Raw genomic sequence first — 17,388 nt, forward strand, 5'->3', positions numbered from 1 at the left:
AAAATGTATACAAATTGGACTACTACCTTTACATAGTTGCATATTATAATGAATACGCAACGTACAACTTAAAACGTACAACGTATAACATAATGAAGTTACTGATCATTGAAGACGAAGAGGGCCTGCGCGAGAGTATTGAAGAGTACTTTACCGAGGCTGGTAATATCTGCGAAACCGCCGCTACCTACCCCGCAGCCATTTCCAAAATTGAAATGTATACTTACGACTGCATTTTGCTTGATATTACCCTGCCTGGTGGCAATGGTATTAATATACTAAAACGGTTAAAAGACCATAACCATACCGACGGCGTGCTCATCATATCGGCCAAAAACTCTCTTGACGACCGCTTGCAGGGGTTAGATCTGGGTGCCGATGATTACCTGGTAAAGCCCTTTCACCTGTCGGAGCTTAAGGCAAGAGTATCGGCCATTATCAGGCGTAAAATGTATAACGGCAGTAACCTGCTTGTTTTTAACGAAATCAGCATCGATTTGCAGGCCAAAACGGTGAGCGTGCATGATAAGCCTCTTAAATTTACCCGTAAAGAGTTTGCCCTGCTTATTTATTTTATTGCCAACAAAGGCAAAGTAGTATCAAAAAATGCCATAGCCGAGCATCTTTGGGGCGATGGCATCGATTTAGCCGACAACTTCGATTTCATTTACTCGCACATAAAAAATATCCGCAAAAAGCTGGAAGAAGCCGGCGCCAACGATTATATACAGGCAGCTTATGGTATGGGCTATAAATTTGCCGGGCAATGAAACTCATTACCTTATATAACCGGGTAAATATTATTACCACCATAGTTGTGATGCTGATAACCGGCATTATATACTACCAGGCCATCAGCTGGATATTAATTGACCAGGCCGATAAATCTTTAAAGGTAGAGGAAGATGAGGTTTTTGATTACGTAAAACTCAACAAACAACTCCCCCAGGTTTTCGACTCTAAAGATCAGCAAATAAGCTTTACCCAGGCTACACCCAATTCAGTTACACGCGAATTTATTGACACCCTGTATAAAAAAGATAAGGACGAAGTTGAATCGGGCCGGGGGCTTATCAGCTCAATTACGGTTGATGGCAAATACTACAAAATCCTCATCGTTGAATCGAAGGTAGAAACTGAGGACCTGATCCAGATTATTTTTACTATTACTTTTGGATTGATTTTATTTTTATTACTGGTATTGCTTGTTGCCAACAGGCTTATTCTAAATCGCCTTTGGCAGCCGTTCCATGCTATTTTAAAGGAGATGAAGCTATTTAACATCACCGATAATAAAGAAATTACCCAAACCGAAACCCGCATTGATGAGTTTGCCGATTTAAACCAGGCAGCAACCGCCATGACCATCAGGGCAAAGCATGATTATAAGGAGCTTAAAACATTTACCGAAAATGCATCGCACGAGTTGCTTACCCCCATTGCAGTCATCAACTCCAAATTAGATACCTTAATACAATCCGAAAACTTTAACGACAGGCAAAGCAAATTACTCAACGACCTATACAGCGCAGTAGCCCGGTTGAGCCGGCTTAATCAATCGTTATTACTGTTGGTGAAAATAGAAAACCGCTTGCTTACCGATCAGCAAACCATCAACCTTAAACAATTAATTGATGAAATGCTGCTACAACTGGAAGATATCTTTGCGGATAAACAGATCACGGCAACCGCCCGGTTGGAGGATAAAGAAATTTCGGGAAGCAGGTACCTTATTGAAATTTTGCTGAATAACCTGATCATTAATGCCGTGCGGCACAATCACTCAGGTGGCGAAATTGTGATTAGCCTGACCACAGAAGCATTAACCATTAAAAATACCGGAGCAAATGAGCCGCTGGACGAAGATAAAATATTTACCCGTTTCCATAAGTCATCCCATTCCGATGGCAGCGGGCTTGGGCTTACCATCAGCAGGCAAATTTGCCAAAGTCTTGATTTTAACCTTAATTATCAATACCAAAACCCTCACCATATCTTCATCATCGTTTTTTAAATTTGATATTTTGCCATCCTAATTTTTTACAGATTTATGCTATACTTTAGCTATGTTTAAATTGAACTTATCCATCAGTTAATGAAGTGGTTTTTCGGCCTTCTATTATTTACAGTTATCTGTACTGCCGTAAAGGCACAAACATATACGCTCGATCATTATTTAGCGCTTGCAAAAAACAACAGTCCCTTACTTAAGGATTTAAAAAACCAGCTTGCCGCCGCGCAAATAGACAGCTTAAGGCTGCGCGCCGGGCTTAAGCCGCAGGTAAATGCCAACAGCAACGGATATTTTGCTCCGGTTATAGGCGGTTATGGTTACGCCGGTGCTATTACCAACGTGCAAACCTTTAGCGCGTTATTGGGAGTAAACAAACAGATTGTTGGCAAGCGCAACCTGAATGCCCAACTGGCCGGAATAGACCTGCAGCGCGACTCGGTTAATAACACAACCGTGCTGTCGGCACAGGATTTAAGCAGAACCATTACTGCCCAATACATAACCGCCTACGGTAGCCTGCAGCAGGTAAAATTTAATGCCGATGTGGTAAAGCTGCTTACCGAAGAAGAAGGCTTTTTAAAAAAACTTACCCGCAACAACGTTTACAAGCAAAGCGAGTACCTTGCATTTTTGGTTACTTTAAAACAACAGCAGCTACAGTTATCGCAGGCGCAAATACAATATAAAAATGATTACGCAACACTGAGCTACCTGGCCGGTGTGGCCGATACCAGTGCTGTAGAAATAGCCGAGCCGGTGATTCAAAAAACGGCAACCGCTGCTGAATCTGAAAGTATATTCTTCAGGCAATTTAAATCAGATAGTTTGCGGTTGCTTAACCAGCGAGATTTGATTGACATTAGCTACAGGCCAAAAGCCAACATTTTTGCCGATGGTGGCTTTAATACCGATTTTGGCGCACAGCCTTATAAAAATTTTGGTACCAGCGTTGGTTTCAGCATTACCATGCCTATTTATGATGGCGGGCAACGCAAACTCATGTACAAAAAGTTAAAGCTGCAACAAGAAACCCATGCTACCAATAAAGCTTTTTTTAAAACACAATATCAGCAGCAAATAGCGCAGCTTAACCAGCAAATAAACCAAAACGACCACCTCCTTAACCAGATAAAAGAGCAAATTAAATATGCTGAAAGCCTGATTAAGGTGGATACCCAATTGATGCAAACCGGCGACGTTAAAATTGCCGATTTGATACTGGCCGTTAATAGCTACTACACCATAACCAACTTACTTACACAAACTACCGTAACCAGGCTTCAGCTGGTAAACCAACTAAACTACTGGAATAAATAACATGAAAATACATCCTACCGCTTATTCCCTTTCAAAAAACATATTGATCATTGCAGCAGTAGCATTGGTTTATTTTTCCTGTAAAGGAAGCGCCCCCGAGGCCGATGCCGGCGAGGCTGCCGCACCTGTAACCGAAACACCCGTAAAAGTTACCACCATTGACCAAAGTTCACTCACCAATTATATTGAGTTGAACGCCACATCATCATTCCTTCAAAAAAACTATGTAAAGGCAAATGCCATAGGTTATATACAAAAAGTAAACGCTCAAATTGGGCATTATGTAAATAAGGGCGAAGTGCTGTTCACCATAAAAACCAAAGAAGCGCAAAGCATTGGCAACAGCATTAACATATTAGATACTACCTTCAAATTTTCGGGCGTTAACAAAATTAAAGCATCCGAGCATGGTTACATTACCCAATTGAACCACCAGCTGGGTGATTACGTGCAGGATGGCGAACAATTAGCTATCATAAGCGACAGGAGCAGCTTTGTATTTATCATGCAGTTGCCTTATGAACTTCGGGCGTCGGTATCTAACAACCAGGATGTACTGCTTACCCTGCCCGATGGCACTAAGCTGAACGGCAGCGTAGCCTCATTTATGCCCGCGGTTGATACCCTATCGCAAACACAGGGTGTAATTATCAAAGTAAATTCATCAAACCAGATTCCCGAAAACCTGGTAGCACGGGCGCGCATAGTAAAAACAGCCAAAACAAATACCATATCGTTGCCCAGCTCGGCCATTTTATCAAACGAAACTCAAACAGAGTTTTGGGTAATGAAATTGATCAACACCAATACGGCGGTTAAAACACCAGTAAAAAAAGGCATTGAAAGCGGCGACAGGGTCGAGATCCTGTCACCTAAGTTTTCGGGACAGGATAAGATTATCATAAGCGGTAACTACGGTTTGGCCGATACCGCTAAAGTTAAAATTGTACAGTAATGGCAAAAGTTGCAGAAACTAAAATTGATAAGGTCGAAAATTTTTTCATTTTTTACCGTAAGCCTTTACTGCTTGTATTATCTTTAATATTGATGGGGGGTATTTTTGCCTATACCAAACTGCAAACATCCCTTTTTCCTGAAATCACTTTTCCTAAAATAAAAGTAATTGCCGATGCCGGCTTACAGCCCGTTAATCAAATGATGATAACGGTTACCAAACCACTTGAAAATGCGATAAAGCAAGTGCCCGACTTACAAATTGTGCGCAGTACCACCAGCCGCGGCAGTGCCGAAATATCGGCCTATATGGACTGGAGCGCAGATATTGACCTGAGCAAGCAACAAATAGAATCGCAGATAGCTAAAATTCAAAACTCATTGCCGGCGGGGGTAAATATCTCTGTCGAAAAAATGAACCCTTCTATTTTACCGGTGAGCGGGTACACGCTGGAGAGCCATGACAAATCGCCTATTGAATTAAAACAACTGGCAACATTCACGGTTAAACCGTTTTTATCGCAAATTAACGGCGTATCAGAGATCAGGGTAATAGGCGGTAAAACCAAAGAATACTGGCTGGTGCTTAACCGCGAAAGGATGACAGCCCTGTCGCTAACGCCAGATATGATCAGTAATTCGCTGGGGCAAACCAACTTCATCAAATCCGAAGGTTACCTGTCCGACTATAAAATGCTTTACCTCACTGTAACCGATGCAACCGTAACAGGTAAAGATCAACTGGAAAACATGGTGATCAGCAATAACGGCAAAAGGGTTATCCAGGTTAAAGATATCGCATCGGTACAAATAAGCGAGGGCATTGAATATACCAAGATAAATGCCAACGGGCACGATGGTGTGTTGATAGCCGTAATAAAACAACCGGGCGCCAATCTGATAACGTTATCAACAGACATGGCGGCCAAAGTTGTTGCGCTGCAAAAAATACTACCAAAGGATGTAACCATAAAACCCTACTACGTACAGGCCGATTTTGTGAACGATTCGGTTAAAAGCGTTACCGATAGTGTTTGGATAGGCCTGTTACTGGCCATTGTTGTTGCTATCATCTTCCTGCGGTCATTAAAAGCCAGCGCCACCATCCTCATAACCATCCCCGTTACACTGGGGCTTACACTTATTGTGTTGTATGTAATTGGCTATACCTTTAACATCATGACGCTTGGCGCCATAGCCGCTGCCATAGGTTTAATTATTGACGATGCCATTGTGGTGGTTGAACAAATTCACCGCACACACGAAGAACACCCCGACGAACCCACCAGCAAGCTACTGAAAAAGGCCATCGACTACCTGTTTCCGGCTATGCTGGGCTCGTCTATCAGCACTATCGTAATTTTCATCCCGTTTTTGCTCATGACCGGTGTAGCCGGCGCCTATTTTAAAGTAATGACCAATACCATGATCATTACACTCATCTGCTCGTTTTTTGTAACCTGGATAGGGCTGCCCGTTATTTACCTGTTTTTAACCCGCAACCATCATGGCCATGCCGCCAACGCCAAAGAAGAAACGCACGAAGTAAAAAGACAGGGTTGGGTATCGTTTTTTATCCTGAAGCCGTTTATAGGTATTGCCATAATGATTGGTTTTATCGTTGTAATTGTTTTAGTACCTTCAAAGCTGCAAACCGGTTTTTTGCCCGATATGGATGAAGGCAGTATCGTGCTTGACTATAGCTCGCCCCCGGGCACCTCGCTGGAAGAAACCGACCGGATGCTGCGCGAGATTGAAAAGATCATTACCAAACATCCTGACGTTGCCGCATATTCGCGCCGTACCGGAACGCAAATGGGCTTTTTTATAACAGAGCCAAATACCGGCGATTACCTGATACAGCTAAAAAAGACACACGAAAAGACCACTGAAGAGGTAACCAGCGATATCAGGGCCGAAATTGAAAAAACGCAGCCCGCCCTCCGTGTTGATTTTGGCCAGGTAATTACAGATATGCTGGGCGATTTAATGAGTTCGACCCAGCCCATTGAAATTAAGGTATTTGGCGATGATCAGCACGTATTGCAAAACCTGTCCAAACAAATAGCGGCCGAGGTGAGCTTGGTTAAAGGCACTGCCGACGTTTTTGACGGTATTGTAATTGCAGGCCCGTCGGTAAGTATCATCCCCGATTATAAAAAACTGGCGCAATACAATATTACTCCTGCATCACTGCAATTCCAGGCGCAAACCGCATTGGACGGCAATGTGGTAGGTAATATATACGAGCCTCTGCAGCTATCACCCATCCGGATGGTTTACCCGGGCAACAGATCGTTAAATATCAACGCAATCAAAAATCTCAACGTATTTTTGGCCAATGGTAAATTAACCCCTATCAGCCAATTGGCCACCGTTAATATAAGTGCCGGCGATGCCGAAATTAACCGCCAGGATCTGCAATCAATGGGCGTGATTACCGCCAGGTTGGAGAACAGCGATTTAGGATCGGTAATTCCGGCGATTCAAAAAAACATCAGTTCAAAAATAAACCTGCCTAAAGGCTATCATGTTGAATACGGCGGTGCGTATGCCGAGCAACAGCAATCGTTTAAAGAATTACTGATTATCCTGGTAACTTCAAGTTTATTGGTTTTTGGGGTAATATTATTTTTGTTTAAAGAGTTCAGGATCGCCATTCTAATTTTGATAATGGCTGTGTTAGGAATTTCGGGAAGCTTTCTGGCATTGTTTATTACTAATACACCATTAAATGTGGGCAGTTATACCGGCCTCATTATGATAGTGGGCATCATTGGCGAAAATGCCATATTCACCTTTTTGCAGTTTAAAGAAAGTGCCCGTACAAAAAGCGTCGACGAGGCTATCATTTATTCCATATCAACCCGTTTAAGACCCAAATTAATGACTGCTTTAGGAGCTATTATAGCGCTTACGCCTTTGGCGCTGGGCATTGGCGCCGGAGCGCAGCTGCATCAGCCCTTAGCTATTGCTGTTATAGGTGGATTTTTAGCTGCCCTGCCATTATTACTCATTGTTTTACCAAGTATGATGCGTATTATTTACCGCAAAGGCTATAATTTCCCTACCGGCGAAACACAGGAAGTACATACCAGTTAAACCAATATTTCTACAGATTCGACGTCTAATTTCATAGCAAAAAACAAATCTATAAAATGAAAAAGCAAATTTTGATTTTTGCCCTGGCAGCAATTGGTTTAGCACCATTTACCCTAAAAGCCCAAACCTACGTGGCCGACAAAACCATTTCCCTGACCGGCGATGGCGGGTACGATTACCTGGCACTTGATAAAGTAAACAACCGCCTATATGTGTCGCATGGCACACAAGTAAACGTTATTGACCTGGCTACCGATAAAGAAGTGGGAGCTATCAATGATATGAAAGGCGTGCACGGTATTGCCATTGTAAACAAACTAAACCGCGGCTTTATAACGGATGGCCGGGCCAATGCGGTAGTGGCTTTTGATATTAAAACCCTGAAAACAATTACTACCATCCCACTTACCGATGCCAAAGGGCCGGATGCCATTATGTATGATGCTTATTCGGACCGCATTTTTAGTTTCAACGGCGAAAGCAACAACTCGTCGGTTATCGACCCAAAAACTTTAAAACAGGTTGGCACAGTGGCCCTGGGTGGCGGCCCCGAATTTGCGGTGCCCGATGGCAAAGGCAAAATATATAACAACCTGGAAGATAAAAACAGTCTGAATATTATTGACAGCAAAACCCTTAAAGTGCTCAAAAACTACCCGCTGGCACCATGCGGCGGCCCTACCGGCCTTGCTTTAGATGCCGCCAATCAGCGCGTATTTACTGTCTGCCGCGAAAATAAGGGAATGAGCGTTGTTGATATCAATACCGGGAAAGTAACAGCCACCATACCAATTGGCGCAGGTGTTGATGCCGTGGCTTATGATGCCGAAACTAAGCTTATATTTTGCTCCAATGGCGATGGTACAACCACCATTATCAAACAAAAATCGGCTGATGAATACAGCGTTATTCAAACGCTAAAAACTGCAGTGCGTGCTAAAACTTTAGCACTGGATACTAAAACTCACAAAATTTACTTAAGCGTGGCCGAATTTGAGCCCGGCACACGCAAAGCACTGCCCGGAACATTTAAAGTACTGGTTTACAAGCTACAGTAAGCTTATTTCGAATATAAAAAGATCATGAAATGTTTGTGAATTTTAGATATCTAACTTTTATTTTGACTGCGAAATGATATTTTTAAAACGTTATTCCTATATTTAACGTTTACATATTATATGATTAAAAGAACTGATTTTGTTTATTCTTCCGAGTCTGAACCACATCGTATCCGCACAAAAAAAATTTTAAAGCAGTTTCCGCAATTGCGCAAGCTGATAGGTAAAAACCCCAATACCATATTTGCTATTGTTGGTTTGGTAGCGTTCCAGGTAGTTTTAGCCTGGTTTCTGCGCGATCAATCATGGTGGTGGGTATTTGGCGCGGCCTACCTGTTGGGCGCCTTTGCCGATCATGCATTGTTTGTGATGATTCACGAATGTACCCACCAACTGCTGTTTAAAAACCGCAACGCCAACCGCTGGGCATCCATGTTTGCCAATTTGCCGCAAATATTGCCAAGCGCAATCTCGTTCGAAAAATACCATATCAAACACCACTCTTTTCAGGGTGTGCATGAACTGGATGCCGATTTGCCCAACAAATGGGAAGCAAAACTCATCAGCAATTCATTTTTTGGCAAAGCGCTTTGGTTACTGTTTTTCCCGGTTTTCCAGCTTTTCCGTTTATCGCGGTTAAGAGAGATACATCCTATTGATGGCTGGATAATTACCAACTTTTTATTGCAGGTTATTTTTACAACAGCTATAGCTTATTTTATGGGCTGGCATTCGGTAGCGTTTTTACTGCTTAGCTTCTCGTTTTCGGTAGGCCTGCACCCGCTTGGTGCACGCTGGATACAAGAGCACTACTTAACACACAGTGTTGAGCAGGAAACTTACAGCTACTATGGTAATTTTAATGCGGTGGCCTTCAATGTTGGCTTCCATAATGAACACCACGATTTTCCTTCTATCCCCTGGAATAAATTACCCGAGATCAAGAAAACCGCCCCTGAATTTTATGATACGTTGTACTATCATACCTCATGGACAAAACTATTTTTCCGGTTCCTTTTTGATCGCGAAATTTCACTTTTTAACCGCATATTGCGTAAGGACCGCGGCCGGGTTGCACTCACCGATGTATCCAAACCCGATGTGGAAATGGAAATGATAAAAGAACACTAAAACAAGAAAGGGCATTTTACAATGCCCTTTCTTGTTTTTACACACTCCACTGGAAGCTAATAGCTTACGAGTTAAAAACAATCAGAATTATGCTCATTTTTTTTGACAGAAAAATGAATATTTAATGAAGAATTAACATAGGATTAAGGTAATTGTAACAAAGTTATTATCTTTAAGTCTCTATTTTAATTTGACTATGCACAAACTGAGCTCATTTTTTTCTCAGCACGAAGACCTTACACAAGTACTTTTATACGCCGGTGTAATTACGGGCCTGTGGTTTGCCGTAATGCTGGCCTCTTTTGACGGAATAAAGATCAAATGGAAACATACCTCGGTTAATACCTTGTTTATATTTACCGCCCTGCCTATCCAACTGTTATTAACCACCTTTGTAGTTTTAATATCTGGTTGGGCCACCGCCCACCATTGGGGGCTTATCAATTTCATCCCTTTTCACACCAATCCCTGGGTATATTACATCGTGATGTTTATGATGATGGATTTTTGCGAATATGTGTACCATGTTACCATGCACAAGATAGAGCCCCTATGGAAATTTCACCTGGTGCACCATAGCGATCTTAAGGTAGATGTATCTACCACCATTAGGGAGCATCCCTGCGAAACATGTATCCGCACCTGCTTTTTAATGCTTTGGGTATTTATTTGCGGCCCGGCTATTGGCGTTTTAATATTAAGGCAAACCTTTCAGTCGTTTTCAAACATCGTTGCCCATACCGAGTTCCAGTTACCTTCAAAGCTCAACAAAATTGTTGGCCTGCTATTTATTACCCCCAACCTGCACCATGTACACCACCACTACCAGCTGCCTTACACCGACCGTAACTATGGTGATGTGCTAAGCATTTGGGACAGGCTGTTTGGAACCTATGCCAACGTGGACAGGAAAGATATTGTTTTTGGTATTGACACCCATATGGACGAAAACCTGAACGGTAGATTTTTAAATGTAATAAAGCTCCCGTTTCAAAAGTTTGACCATCCACAAAGGCGTAAACAAGCCTAAATTAGGGAGCAAAGTCCATTTCGTCAGAAATTGCATCTCGGCACCAAAGTTTACAAGTTTTGGCCTCATTTTTGCACACATTATTAAAAATTGCATTTAAATAATGAAAACTTCATACTAATATGATTTATTTGCGTTATTATTTGCAACAGTAACATGAGCCGAAGAAAGAAATTACAGATCCTGATACCTTTTGTAATGCTGCTGTTTTTAGGCGCGTATGCCAAACACCGTTTGTTGGATAAAAAACCAATAAGCGGCACGCTAAACAGCAAATTAATGGACGAAACATCTGGAATAGCGGCCTCATCTATTAACCCCGATGTTTATTATGTGCATAATGATAGCGGCGATACCAGCCGCTTTTTTTCGATAAGCCCCGAGGGCAAATTAAAGGCTACCATTTATTTTAAAGGCGACAAAAATAAACATTTAGGTGTTCAGGATTGTGAGGATATTGCTGTTGGCCCCGGTCCGCAAAACGGCAAAAGTTATGTTTACCTTGGCGATATTGGTGATAACGCTCAAAGCCGGAAAGTGATTACCATTTACCGTTTTTTGGAAAATACCTTATGGGCGCAGGATACCACAACACATGCTGTACCTGTGGCTGTTAATTTGAAGTATCCGGATGGCCCGAAAGATGCTGAAACTTTAATGATTGACCCGGTTGAAAAGCTTTTATACATTGTAACCAAGCGCAGCGATACCGTAGCGGTTTATACAGCGCCATTGAGTTATAAAGCCAACGATACGCTTACCTTAACCAGGCACACCAAACTGTTCTTCCCCGGTTTCAGACCGTTTAAATGGATCACGGCTGGGGATATTTCCAAAGACGGCCAGCAAATTCTGTTAAAAAGCTACGAAAAGGTTTACTATTGGCAACGCCAGCCCAATGAGCATGTATGGGATACCATGGCCAGGAAACCCAATGAGTTGCCTTACACCGTTGAAAAACAAGGTGAAGCCATAGGCTTTACTCCCGACGGCAAAGGATACTATACTACCAGCGAAGGAGTATTCTCGCCCATTTATTATTACGATAGCCCGAAGAAGTAATTGCGCCCTCGTATGCCGGCGAGTCGACTCACCCCGACGACCCCGATACATCGGGGCGTCTTCCCCTCTCTCCGACTGCATTGCATAGAGGGGCTAAAAAAGGAAAGCAAAAGGAGTTTCACCCTCTTTGCGGCTTCAGCCGAAGAGAGGGTCGGCCAGCGTAGCGTAGCCGGGGTGAGTCGTGACCAGCGTTCAATCGAAGTTCGTGTAAGCTCCCCCAACATCTCAGCTAGACTGTAAAATTCCGAAAAAATTCCGAAGAGAACCCCGCCCCCATTTCACATAAATTTCCCTACACACTCCACCACAACTGCCATCACAATCTCATAAATAAATATTCTTTATAAATGAATGAATATTTATTTATCTTTGTTTCATCATGAGATTAAGAGATACAGACAAGGTACAGTTAGTAAAACAGAAAGCTATCGAATTAATAATAAAAGATGGGCTGGAAGGATTTAGCATGAATAAGCTGGCCAGGGCCTGTCAAATTTCGGTGGCCACGCTTTACATATACTATAAAGACCGTGACGATCTGATTATTAACATCGCCGTGGAAGAATTACGGTTAATGGAAGAGACAATTGTAAAAGATTTTGATCCCGGGATGACTTTTGAGCAGGGCCTGCGCAGGCAATGGGAAAACCGTTACCGCTACGCGGCAGAAAAGCCAGGTATCAACTTGTTTTTTGATCAGCTGCGTAGTTCCAGCTACCAGGAACAATTCCTGTCGGGTTACATGGCCGACTTTAAGGTGATAATGGGTAGCTTTATGCAAAACATCATTGAGCGCGGCGAGATAGACGCGATGCCTTTTGAAATATACTGGTCGATAGCGTTTGCCCCTTTTTATAACCTGATCCGTTTTGATAAAGAAGGCAAAAGTCTGAGCGGTATGCCCTTTAAACTAACAGACGAGATACTCTGGAAAACCTTCGACCTGGTGATAAAAGCCCTAAAAAAATAAGCGTATGGATACTACAGAAGATTTTAAACACATACTGTTATTTAAAACTAACATTAACAGCGATAGCGAAAAGCAATTTTTACATGGCTTGTTTGACGGCAACCCCGATATAAAATGCTGGAACATTGATATGGACGACAGCGACTGCGTGTTGCGGGTAGTATCAGCAACACTAACGCACGCGCAAATAATTGAAATAATAACCCTTCGCGGCTATCAATGCTACGAATTAACCTGACCAAAAAACGATGAACAATCAACAATCCTTAGCCTTTACAGGCTACCAAAAATTGGTAATATTTTTACTGGCTATCACCCAGTTTACCGTGATACTCGATTTTATGGTGATGTCGCCGCTTGGCGATATGCTCATGAAATCGCTTAACCTAAAACCTTCAGCTTTTGGCATTGCCGTATCGGCCTATGCCTTTAGTGCTGGAATTTCCGGTTTACTAACCGCCGGCTTCGCCGATAAGTTCGACCGTAAAAAGTTATTGCTGTTTTTCTATATCGGCTTTATTGCCGGTACCATTTTTTGCGGCATGGCCCAGTCATACGTGGTGCTGGTGGCGGCTCGTATTATTACCGGGCTGTTTGGCGGGGTAATCGGCTCCATATCAATGGCCATAGTTACCGACTTGTTTTCACTACAGCAACGCGGACGCGTTATGGGTTTTATACAAATGGGCTTTGGCGGCAGCCAGGTTTTAGGCGTACCTATAGGCCTTTATTTAGCCAACGCCTGGAGTTGGGAAGCACCATTTTGGATGGTAGCCGCATTAAGCATCTGTATTGCCACGCTAATAGCCGTCAAACTGCAGCCTATCGTAAAACATCTATCGGTACAAACAGATAGATCGGCATATAAACACCTGCTGCATACCGTTGGCAAAGCCAATTACCGGGTAGGCTTTGCAGCAACTGCTCTGTTATCAATTGGTGGTTTTATGATGATGCCTTTCGGCAGCGCCTTTGCCGTTAACAACCTTGGGCTAACCAACCAGCAGCTGCCTTTACTGTTTATGGTTTCGGGCGTAAGTTCACTGATCATCATGCCCCTTATAGGTAAGCTAAGCGATAAGATAGATAAGTTTAAAATATTTGCAACCGCATCTATATGGATGATGCTGATGTGCGTGGTATATACCAACCTGGGGGTAACACCATTAATATTGGTGATGATATTAAATATTTTAATGATGATGGGCATCATGAGCCGCATGATACCATCATCGGCACTCACCAGCGCCGTTCCCGAGATGGCCGACCGTGGCGCGTTCATGAGCATTAACGCATCGCTGCAACAAATAGCAGGCGGTGTTGCCGCCGCGGTTGCTGGTATCATAGTTACGCAGCAAAGCAAAGGCAGCCCGCTGCAGCATTACAATACCGTAGGCTATGTGATAGTTGGCATTTCGGTTTTAGGCATCTTTTTAATGTGGCGCGTAAATAACCTCATCAAACAAAAAGCGGATAGCAATAAGATAGTGCTACCGGAGGACGCGGTAATTCACGAGGCTATATAAAAGAATCAAGAGATTAGAGTCAGGAATCAAGACAAACGCATCTAAATAGTTAACTGCGAACCTGTTATTTAATAATAGCTTACGGAATAAGCATATGGCGCGAGGAAGATATGAGCATTAAACGATACCTTGCTTTATTGCCCGATCCTGGTTAAATGATTAAGGTACCGAAGTGACTTGTATTGGCCAACACCAGGCACAAATATTTGGATGCGCCTAAATTACGTAATCAGTTTAGTGTTAACCATGATAAAATACAAAATATTGATTATCAAATACTTATAAATACTTTTCCTGAAATGTGTTAAGTTATGTTAACCCAATTAGATGCGTTTGCCTGAGTCGAGAATCAAGAAAAAACAAAGGCTTAAAAAAAAGACTTACACGGTTTAACCCATGTAAGTCTTTTTTATATGATAACATTTTCGCGCTTATTTTTCTACCCGTACCAGCAGTACACCGTGCGGCGCTACTTTAGCAGTTAGAGCATTGCCGGTAACCACAATATACTTTTGCTGCCAGGCGTCCCTGAATTTGGTATAGCCAGCTATAGCCGGGTCGGTTTTATCAAGGCTGATGGTTTGGTATTTATCGGATGTATTAAACAGGCCTATTGCCTTGCCGCCATCCTTCAACTCTTTTACCCAAACCTGGTAATCATCTTTTTTGATATACTGGCTGGCACCTTTGCCCAAAGCATCCTGGTCAATGGCCAGCACTTCATCGTTGGTAAGCAGGCTCAATGTAAAGGCATCCAGGTGCCCCATATCGCAACCAATTAACAAAGGCGATGCTAACAGGCTCCATAAACTGATGTGCGTGTACTGCTCATCAAATGTAAGCCTGGTATTATGCAGGCTTGGCCCCCATCCTACTTTGCCAACAACAAGCATATCGGGGTCGTTAAAATGGCCAGGCTGGGCATGTGGTGCTGCCGGGCCCTGGTTAAATCCAATGGTGGCCATACTTTGCCAGGTATCCTGGATATCGCCTGTTGTGCGCCAGCTATTGCCGTTTACATCAGCACCCCACTCCCATACATTGCCCCAGCCATACTGGCAAAGGCTGTACATGATATCGCGGTTTGCTTTACCCAATGCGGCCTGCATTACCTGGTAAGGTTTCTTCAATCCATCAAGATCTGGTTTAGGTGCAATATCCGAGTATGAGCACCAATCGTATTTTAAATAGTCGATACCCCAACCGGCGTAGGTTTGGGCATCCTGGTCTTCATGCTGCCAGCTGCCTAAAAAGCCGCCGCAGGTACGCGGGCCCGGCGACGAGTAAATACCTATGCGCAAGCCTAAACCATGCACAAAATCGGCGAGGCCTTTCATATCGGGAAATTTGCTGTTAGTTACAATTTTGCCGTCGGCAGCGCGGTTTTCTGCCTCCCATCCATCATCAATATTGATGTAAGCCCAACCGTGCGCGCTCAGTTTATCGATCATGGCTTTGGCAGATATGCGTACCTTTTCGTCGTTAACACTCAGGCCCCAGGCATTCCAGCTGTTCCAGCCTAAAGCAGGGGTTAAACCAATATTATCTCCAATGCTAATGGTGAATTGTTTTGTTTTGGCGCCAAGGCTATTGCTTACCGTAAAAGTTACCGGGTAATTGCCCTTTTGAGCTACCGAACCACTGATTACCCCAGTTGCGGCATCAACTTTTAAACCTTCGGGAAGCCCTGCAACTTTGTACAGTAATGGTCTTTTACCCGTAGCCGGTATCAGGTAAAGGAACGGGTGGCCCGGCCGCGCCCCAAATACATCGGCACCATTAATTTTTACTTTAGCCGTTGGATAAGGCGTTAAAATGTAAGGCGTAGTTTCTGTTTGCACTATCGATTTGCCCGATTTGGTATCGGTAAAAGTATAGCTGATGGTATATGATCTTTTTGCCAGGCGCGCTATCGAAAACGAGTAGGTAAACGGCTTGCCGCTGGTAAAATTGGCCGGATTTGTTTTTTCGTAAAGCACGGCACCGTTTTCCGGGTCGGTTACTTTAAATGCAAGGGTGCCGCTGTACTGGTACGCATTTGTAGTGTGTAATTTAACACTTTTGCTCAGGCTGTTGTTATCGCCGTATACAAAATCAGCTTCGGTATTTACAGCCACATGATCCATTACATCGGCCATGGTGATGTTGAATGTGCTGCCGTAGCCGCTGGTTACCAAACCGCCATCGCCGCCGGTATCAAATATGCGCACCGCAAGCACGTTTTCTTTATCCCATAAAATAGCAGGGTTGTTTGCTGCTATAGTATACGAGCGACCACCGTAATGGCCATCTTTTATAGTACCGCCGTAACCACCGTATTTGGCTACCAGTTTACCGTTAAGGTAAACTTCATCGTTATCATCAACAGTGCCTAAATTTAAGCGCAGGCTATCTTTCAGGTACGATTTATCTTTTAATGACGACGGAATAACCACTTTGGTACGGTACCAGCCGAAGCCATCGTAATTTGGGTGCCCTTGGCGTTCCCAGTTGTCGTTAAGGTTGGCGGCCTGCCAATGCTGGTCGTTATAAGTTGGCGATGCCCATTGGGCCGAATCGCCGACTGTAAATTTCCAGCCTTTGCTGATGGAAACTTCCTGTGCCGATGCAGCCAGGGAGCCCGCGGCAAGACATAACATGGTAAAAATCTTTCTTATCATAATTAATGCTTTAATGGTACCATTAAAAGTCGCCACAAATTAAAGGCGGCTTGCAATTGGTTCAGAATGGTTTACTGGTTTGTTTATACTTTTTAAAGGTATAAACATTTCAAGAAAATAGAAATGTATGTGTAACATTTATTAAAAAGGGGGGATAGTATAAAATCGTCATTGCGAGTAACCATCAGGTAAAACCTGAAAAAAATCGTTATAACGTGTTGGCTTAACATATAAAAGGCCTGTCACCCTGAGCCTGTCGAAGGGTCGCGCGCAGAGGCCTTTGCCCGCTATGCTTCGACGGGCTCAGCATGACAGCCCTTTTCTAATAATCATTCCACATCTCGCAATAAGAAGTATTTTTAAATATACACTGAAGGTCAGTGACTTACAAACGCTTCATTATAAGCTATTGATTATCAGCGTTGTTTTTTTAATGTAGAGACGCAATACTTTGCGTCTCCCCCAGGACATTCAAAATTTACAGGCTCAATTTGCATGTGTGATTTGCATGCGGGAGACGCAAAATGTTGCGTCTCTACAAAAGCCCCGTTTACAATTATGTCA

General features: G+C 43.2%; 13 protein-coding genes. 12 read left to right on the top strand and 1 reads right to left on the bottom strand.

Annotated elements, in window-relative coordinates:
* The first annotated feature begins 92 nt into the window (after positions 1–92).
* The 12 genes from AC1DU2_RS12705 to AC1DU2_RS12760 all read left to right on the top strand — a co-directional run bounded on the left by AC1DU2_RS12705 (position 93) and on the right by AC1DU2_RS12760 (position 14,164).
* Complete coding sequence (locus AC1DU2_RS12705; RefSeq protein WP_477357664.1) at positions 93–770, top strand: response regulator transcription factor; 678 nt, start codon at positions 93–95, stop codon at positions 768–770.
* Positions 767–2,014: a sensor histidine kinase gene (locus AC1DU2_RS12710; RefSeq protein ID WP_477384798.1), complete on the top strand. Its 1,248-nt coding sequence runs from the start codon at positions 767–769 to the stop codon at positions 2,012–2,014. The genes AC1DU2_RS12705 and AC1DU2_RS12710 overlap by 4 nt, the downstream gene beginning before the upstream one ends.
* 81 nt (positions 2,015–2,095) lie before the next feature.
* Positions 2,096–3,331 (top strand): TolC family protein, encoded by a 1,236-nt coding sequence (locus AC1DU2_RS12715; protein ID WP_477384799.1) that lies wholly within the window; start codon positions 2,096–2,098, stop codon positions 3,329–3,331.
* 1 nt (position 3,332) lies between these two features.
* Positions 3,333–4,286: an efflux RND transporter periplasmic adaptor subunit gene (locus AC1DU2_RS12720; protein ID WP_477357673.1), complete on the top strand. Its 954-nt coding sequence runs from the start codon at positions 3,333–3,335 to the stop codon at positions 4,284–4,286.
* Positions 4,286–7,387: an efflux RND transporter permease subunit gene (locus AC1DU2_RS12725; RefSeq protein ID WP_477384800.1), complete on the top strand. Its 3,102-nt coding sequence runs from the start codon at positions 4,286–4,288 to the stop codon at positions 7,385–7,387. Before AC1DU2_RS12720 ends, AC1DU2_RS12725 begins: the two co-directional genes overlap by 1 nt.
* 56 nt (positions 7,388–7,443) lie before the next feature.
* Positions 7,444–8,445 (top strand): YncE family protein, encoded by a 1,002-nt coding sequence (locus tag AC1DU2_RS12730; RefSeq protein ID WP_477384801.1) that lies wholly within the window; start codon positions 7,444–7,446, stop codon positions 8,443–8,445.
* Between the two features lie 120 nt (positions 8,446–8,565).
* Positions 8,566–9,576, top strand: coding sequence for a fatty acid desaturase (locus AC1DU2_RS12735; protein WP_477384802.1), 1,011 nt, complete (start codon positions 8,566–8,568; stop codon positions 9,574–9,576).
* 196 nt (positions 9,577–9,772) lie between these two features.
* Complete coding sequence (locus tag AC1DU2_RS12740) at positions 9,773–10,606, top strand: sterol desaturase family protein (protein ID WP_477384803.1); 834 nt, start codon at positions 9,773–9,775, stop codon at positions 10,604–10,606.
* Between the two features lie 156 nt (positions 10,607–10,762).
* A complete protein-coding gene (locus tag AC1DU2_RS12745) occupies positions 10,763–11,668 on the top strand; it encodes a hypothetical protein (RefSeq protein WP_477384804.1) in 906 nt (301 codons plus the stop codon).
* 379 nt (positions 11,669–12,047) lie between these two features.
* Complete coding sequence (locus tag AC1DU2_RS12750; protein WP_477357690.1) at positions 12,048–12,638, top strand: TetR/AcrR family transcriptional regulator; 591 nt, start codon at positions 12,048–12,050, stop codon at positions 12,636–12,638.
* A gap of 4 nt (positions 12,639–12,642) precedes the next feature.
* A complete protein-coding gene (locus AC1DU2_RS12755) occupies positions 12,643–12,876 on the top strand; it encodes a hypothetical protein (RefSeq protein WP_477384805.1) in 234 nt (77 codons plus the stop codon).
* Between the two features lie 10 nt (positions 12,877–12,886).
* A complete protein-coding gene (locus tag AC1DU2_RS12760) occupies positions 12,887–14,164 on the top strand; it encodes an MFS transporter (RefSeq protein ID WP_477384806.1) in 1,278 nt (425 codons plus the stop codon).
* A 431-nt stretch (positions 14,165–14,595) separates the two neighbouring features.
* Here AC1DU2_RS12760 and AC1DU2_RS12765 read toward each other — a convergent pair whose 3' ends face one another.
* Positions 14,596–16,824 carry a putative Ig domain-containing protein gene (locus AC1DU2_RS12765; RefSeq protein WP_477384807.1) on the bottom strand — a complete coding sequence of 743 codons (2,229 nt, stop codon included), beginning with the start codon at positions 16,822–16,824 and terminating at the stop codon, positions 14,596–14,598.
* Positions 16,825–17,388 lie beyond the last annotated feature (564 nt).

It is taken from the genome of Mucilaginibacter sp. P4_C11 (assembly GCF_056402115.1).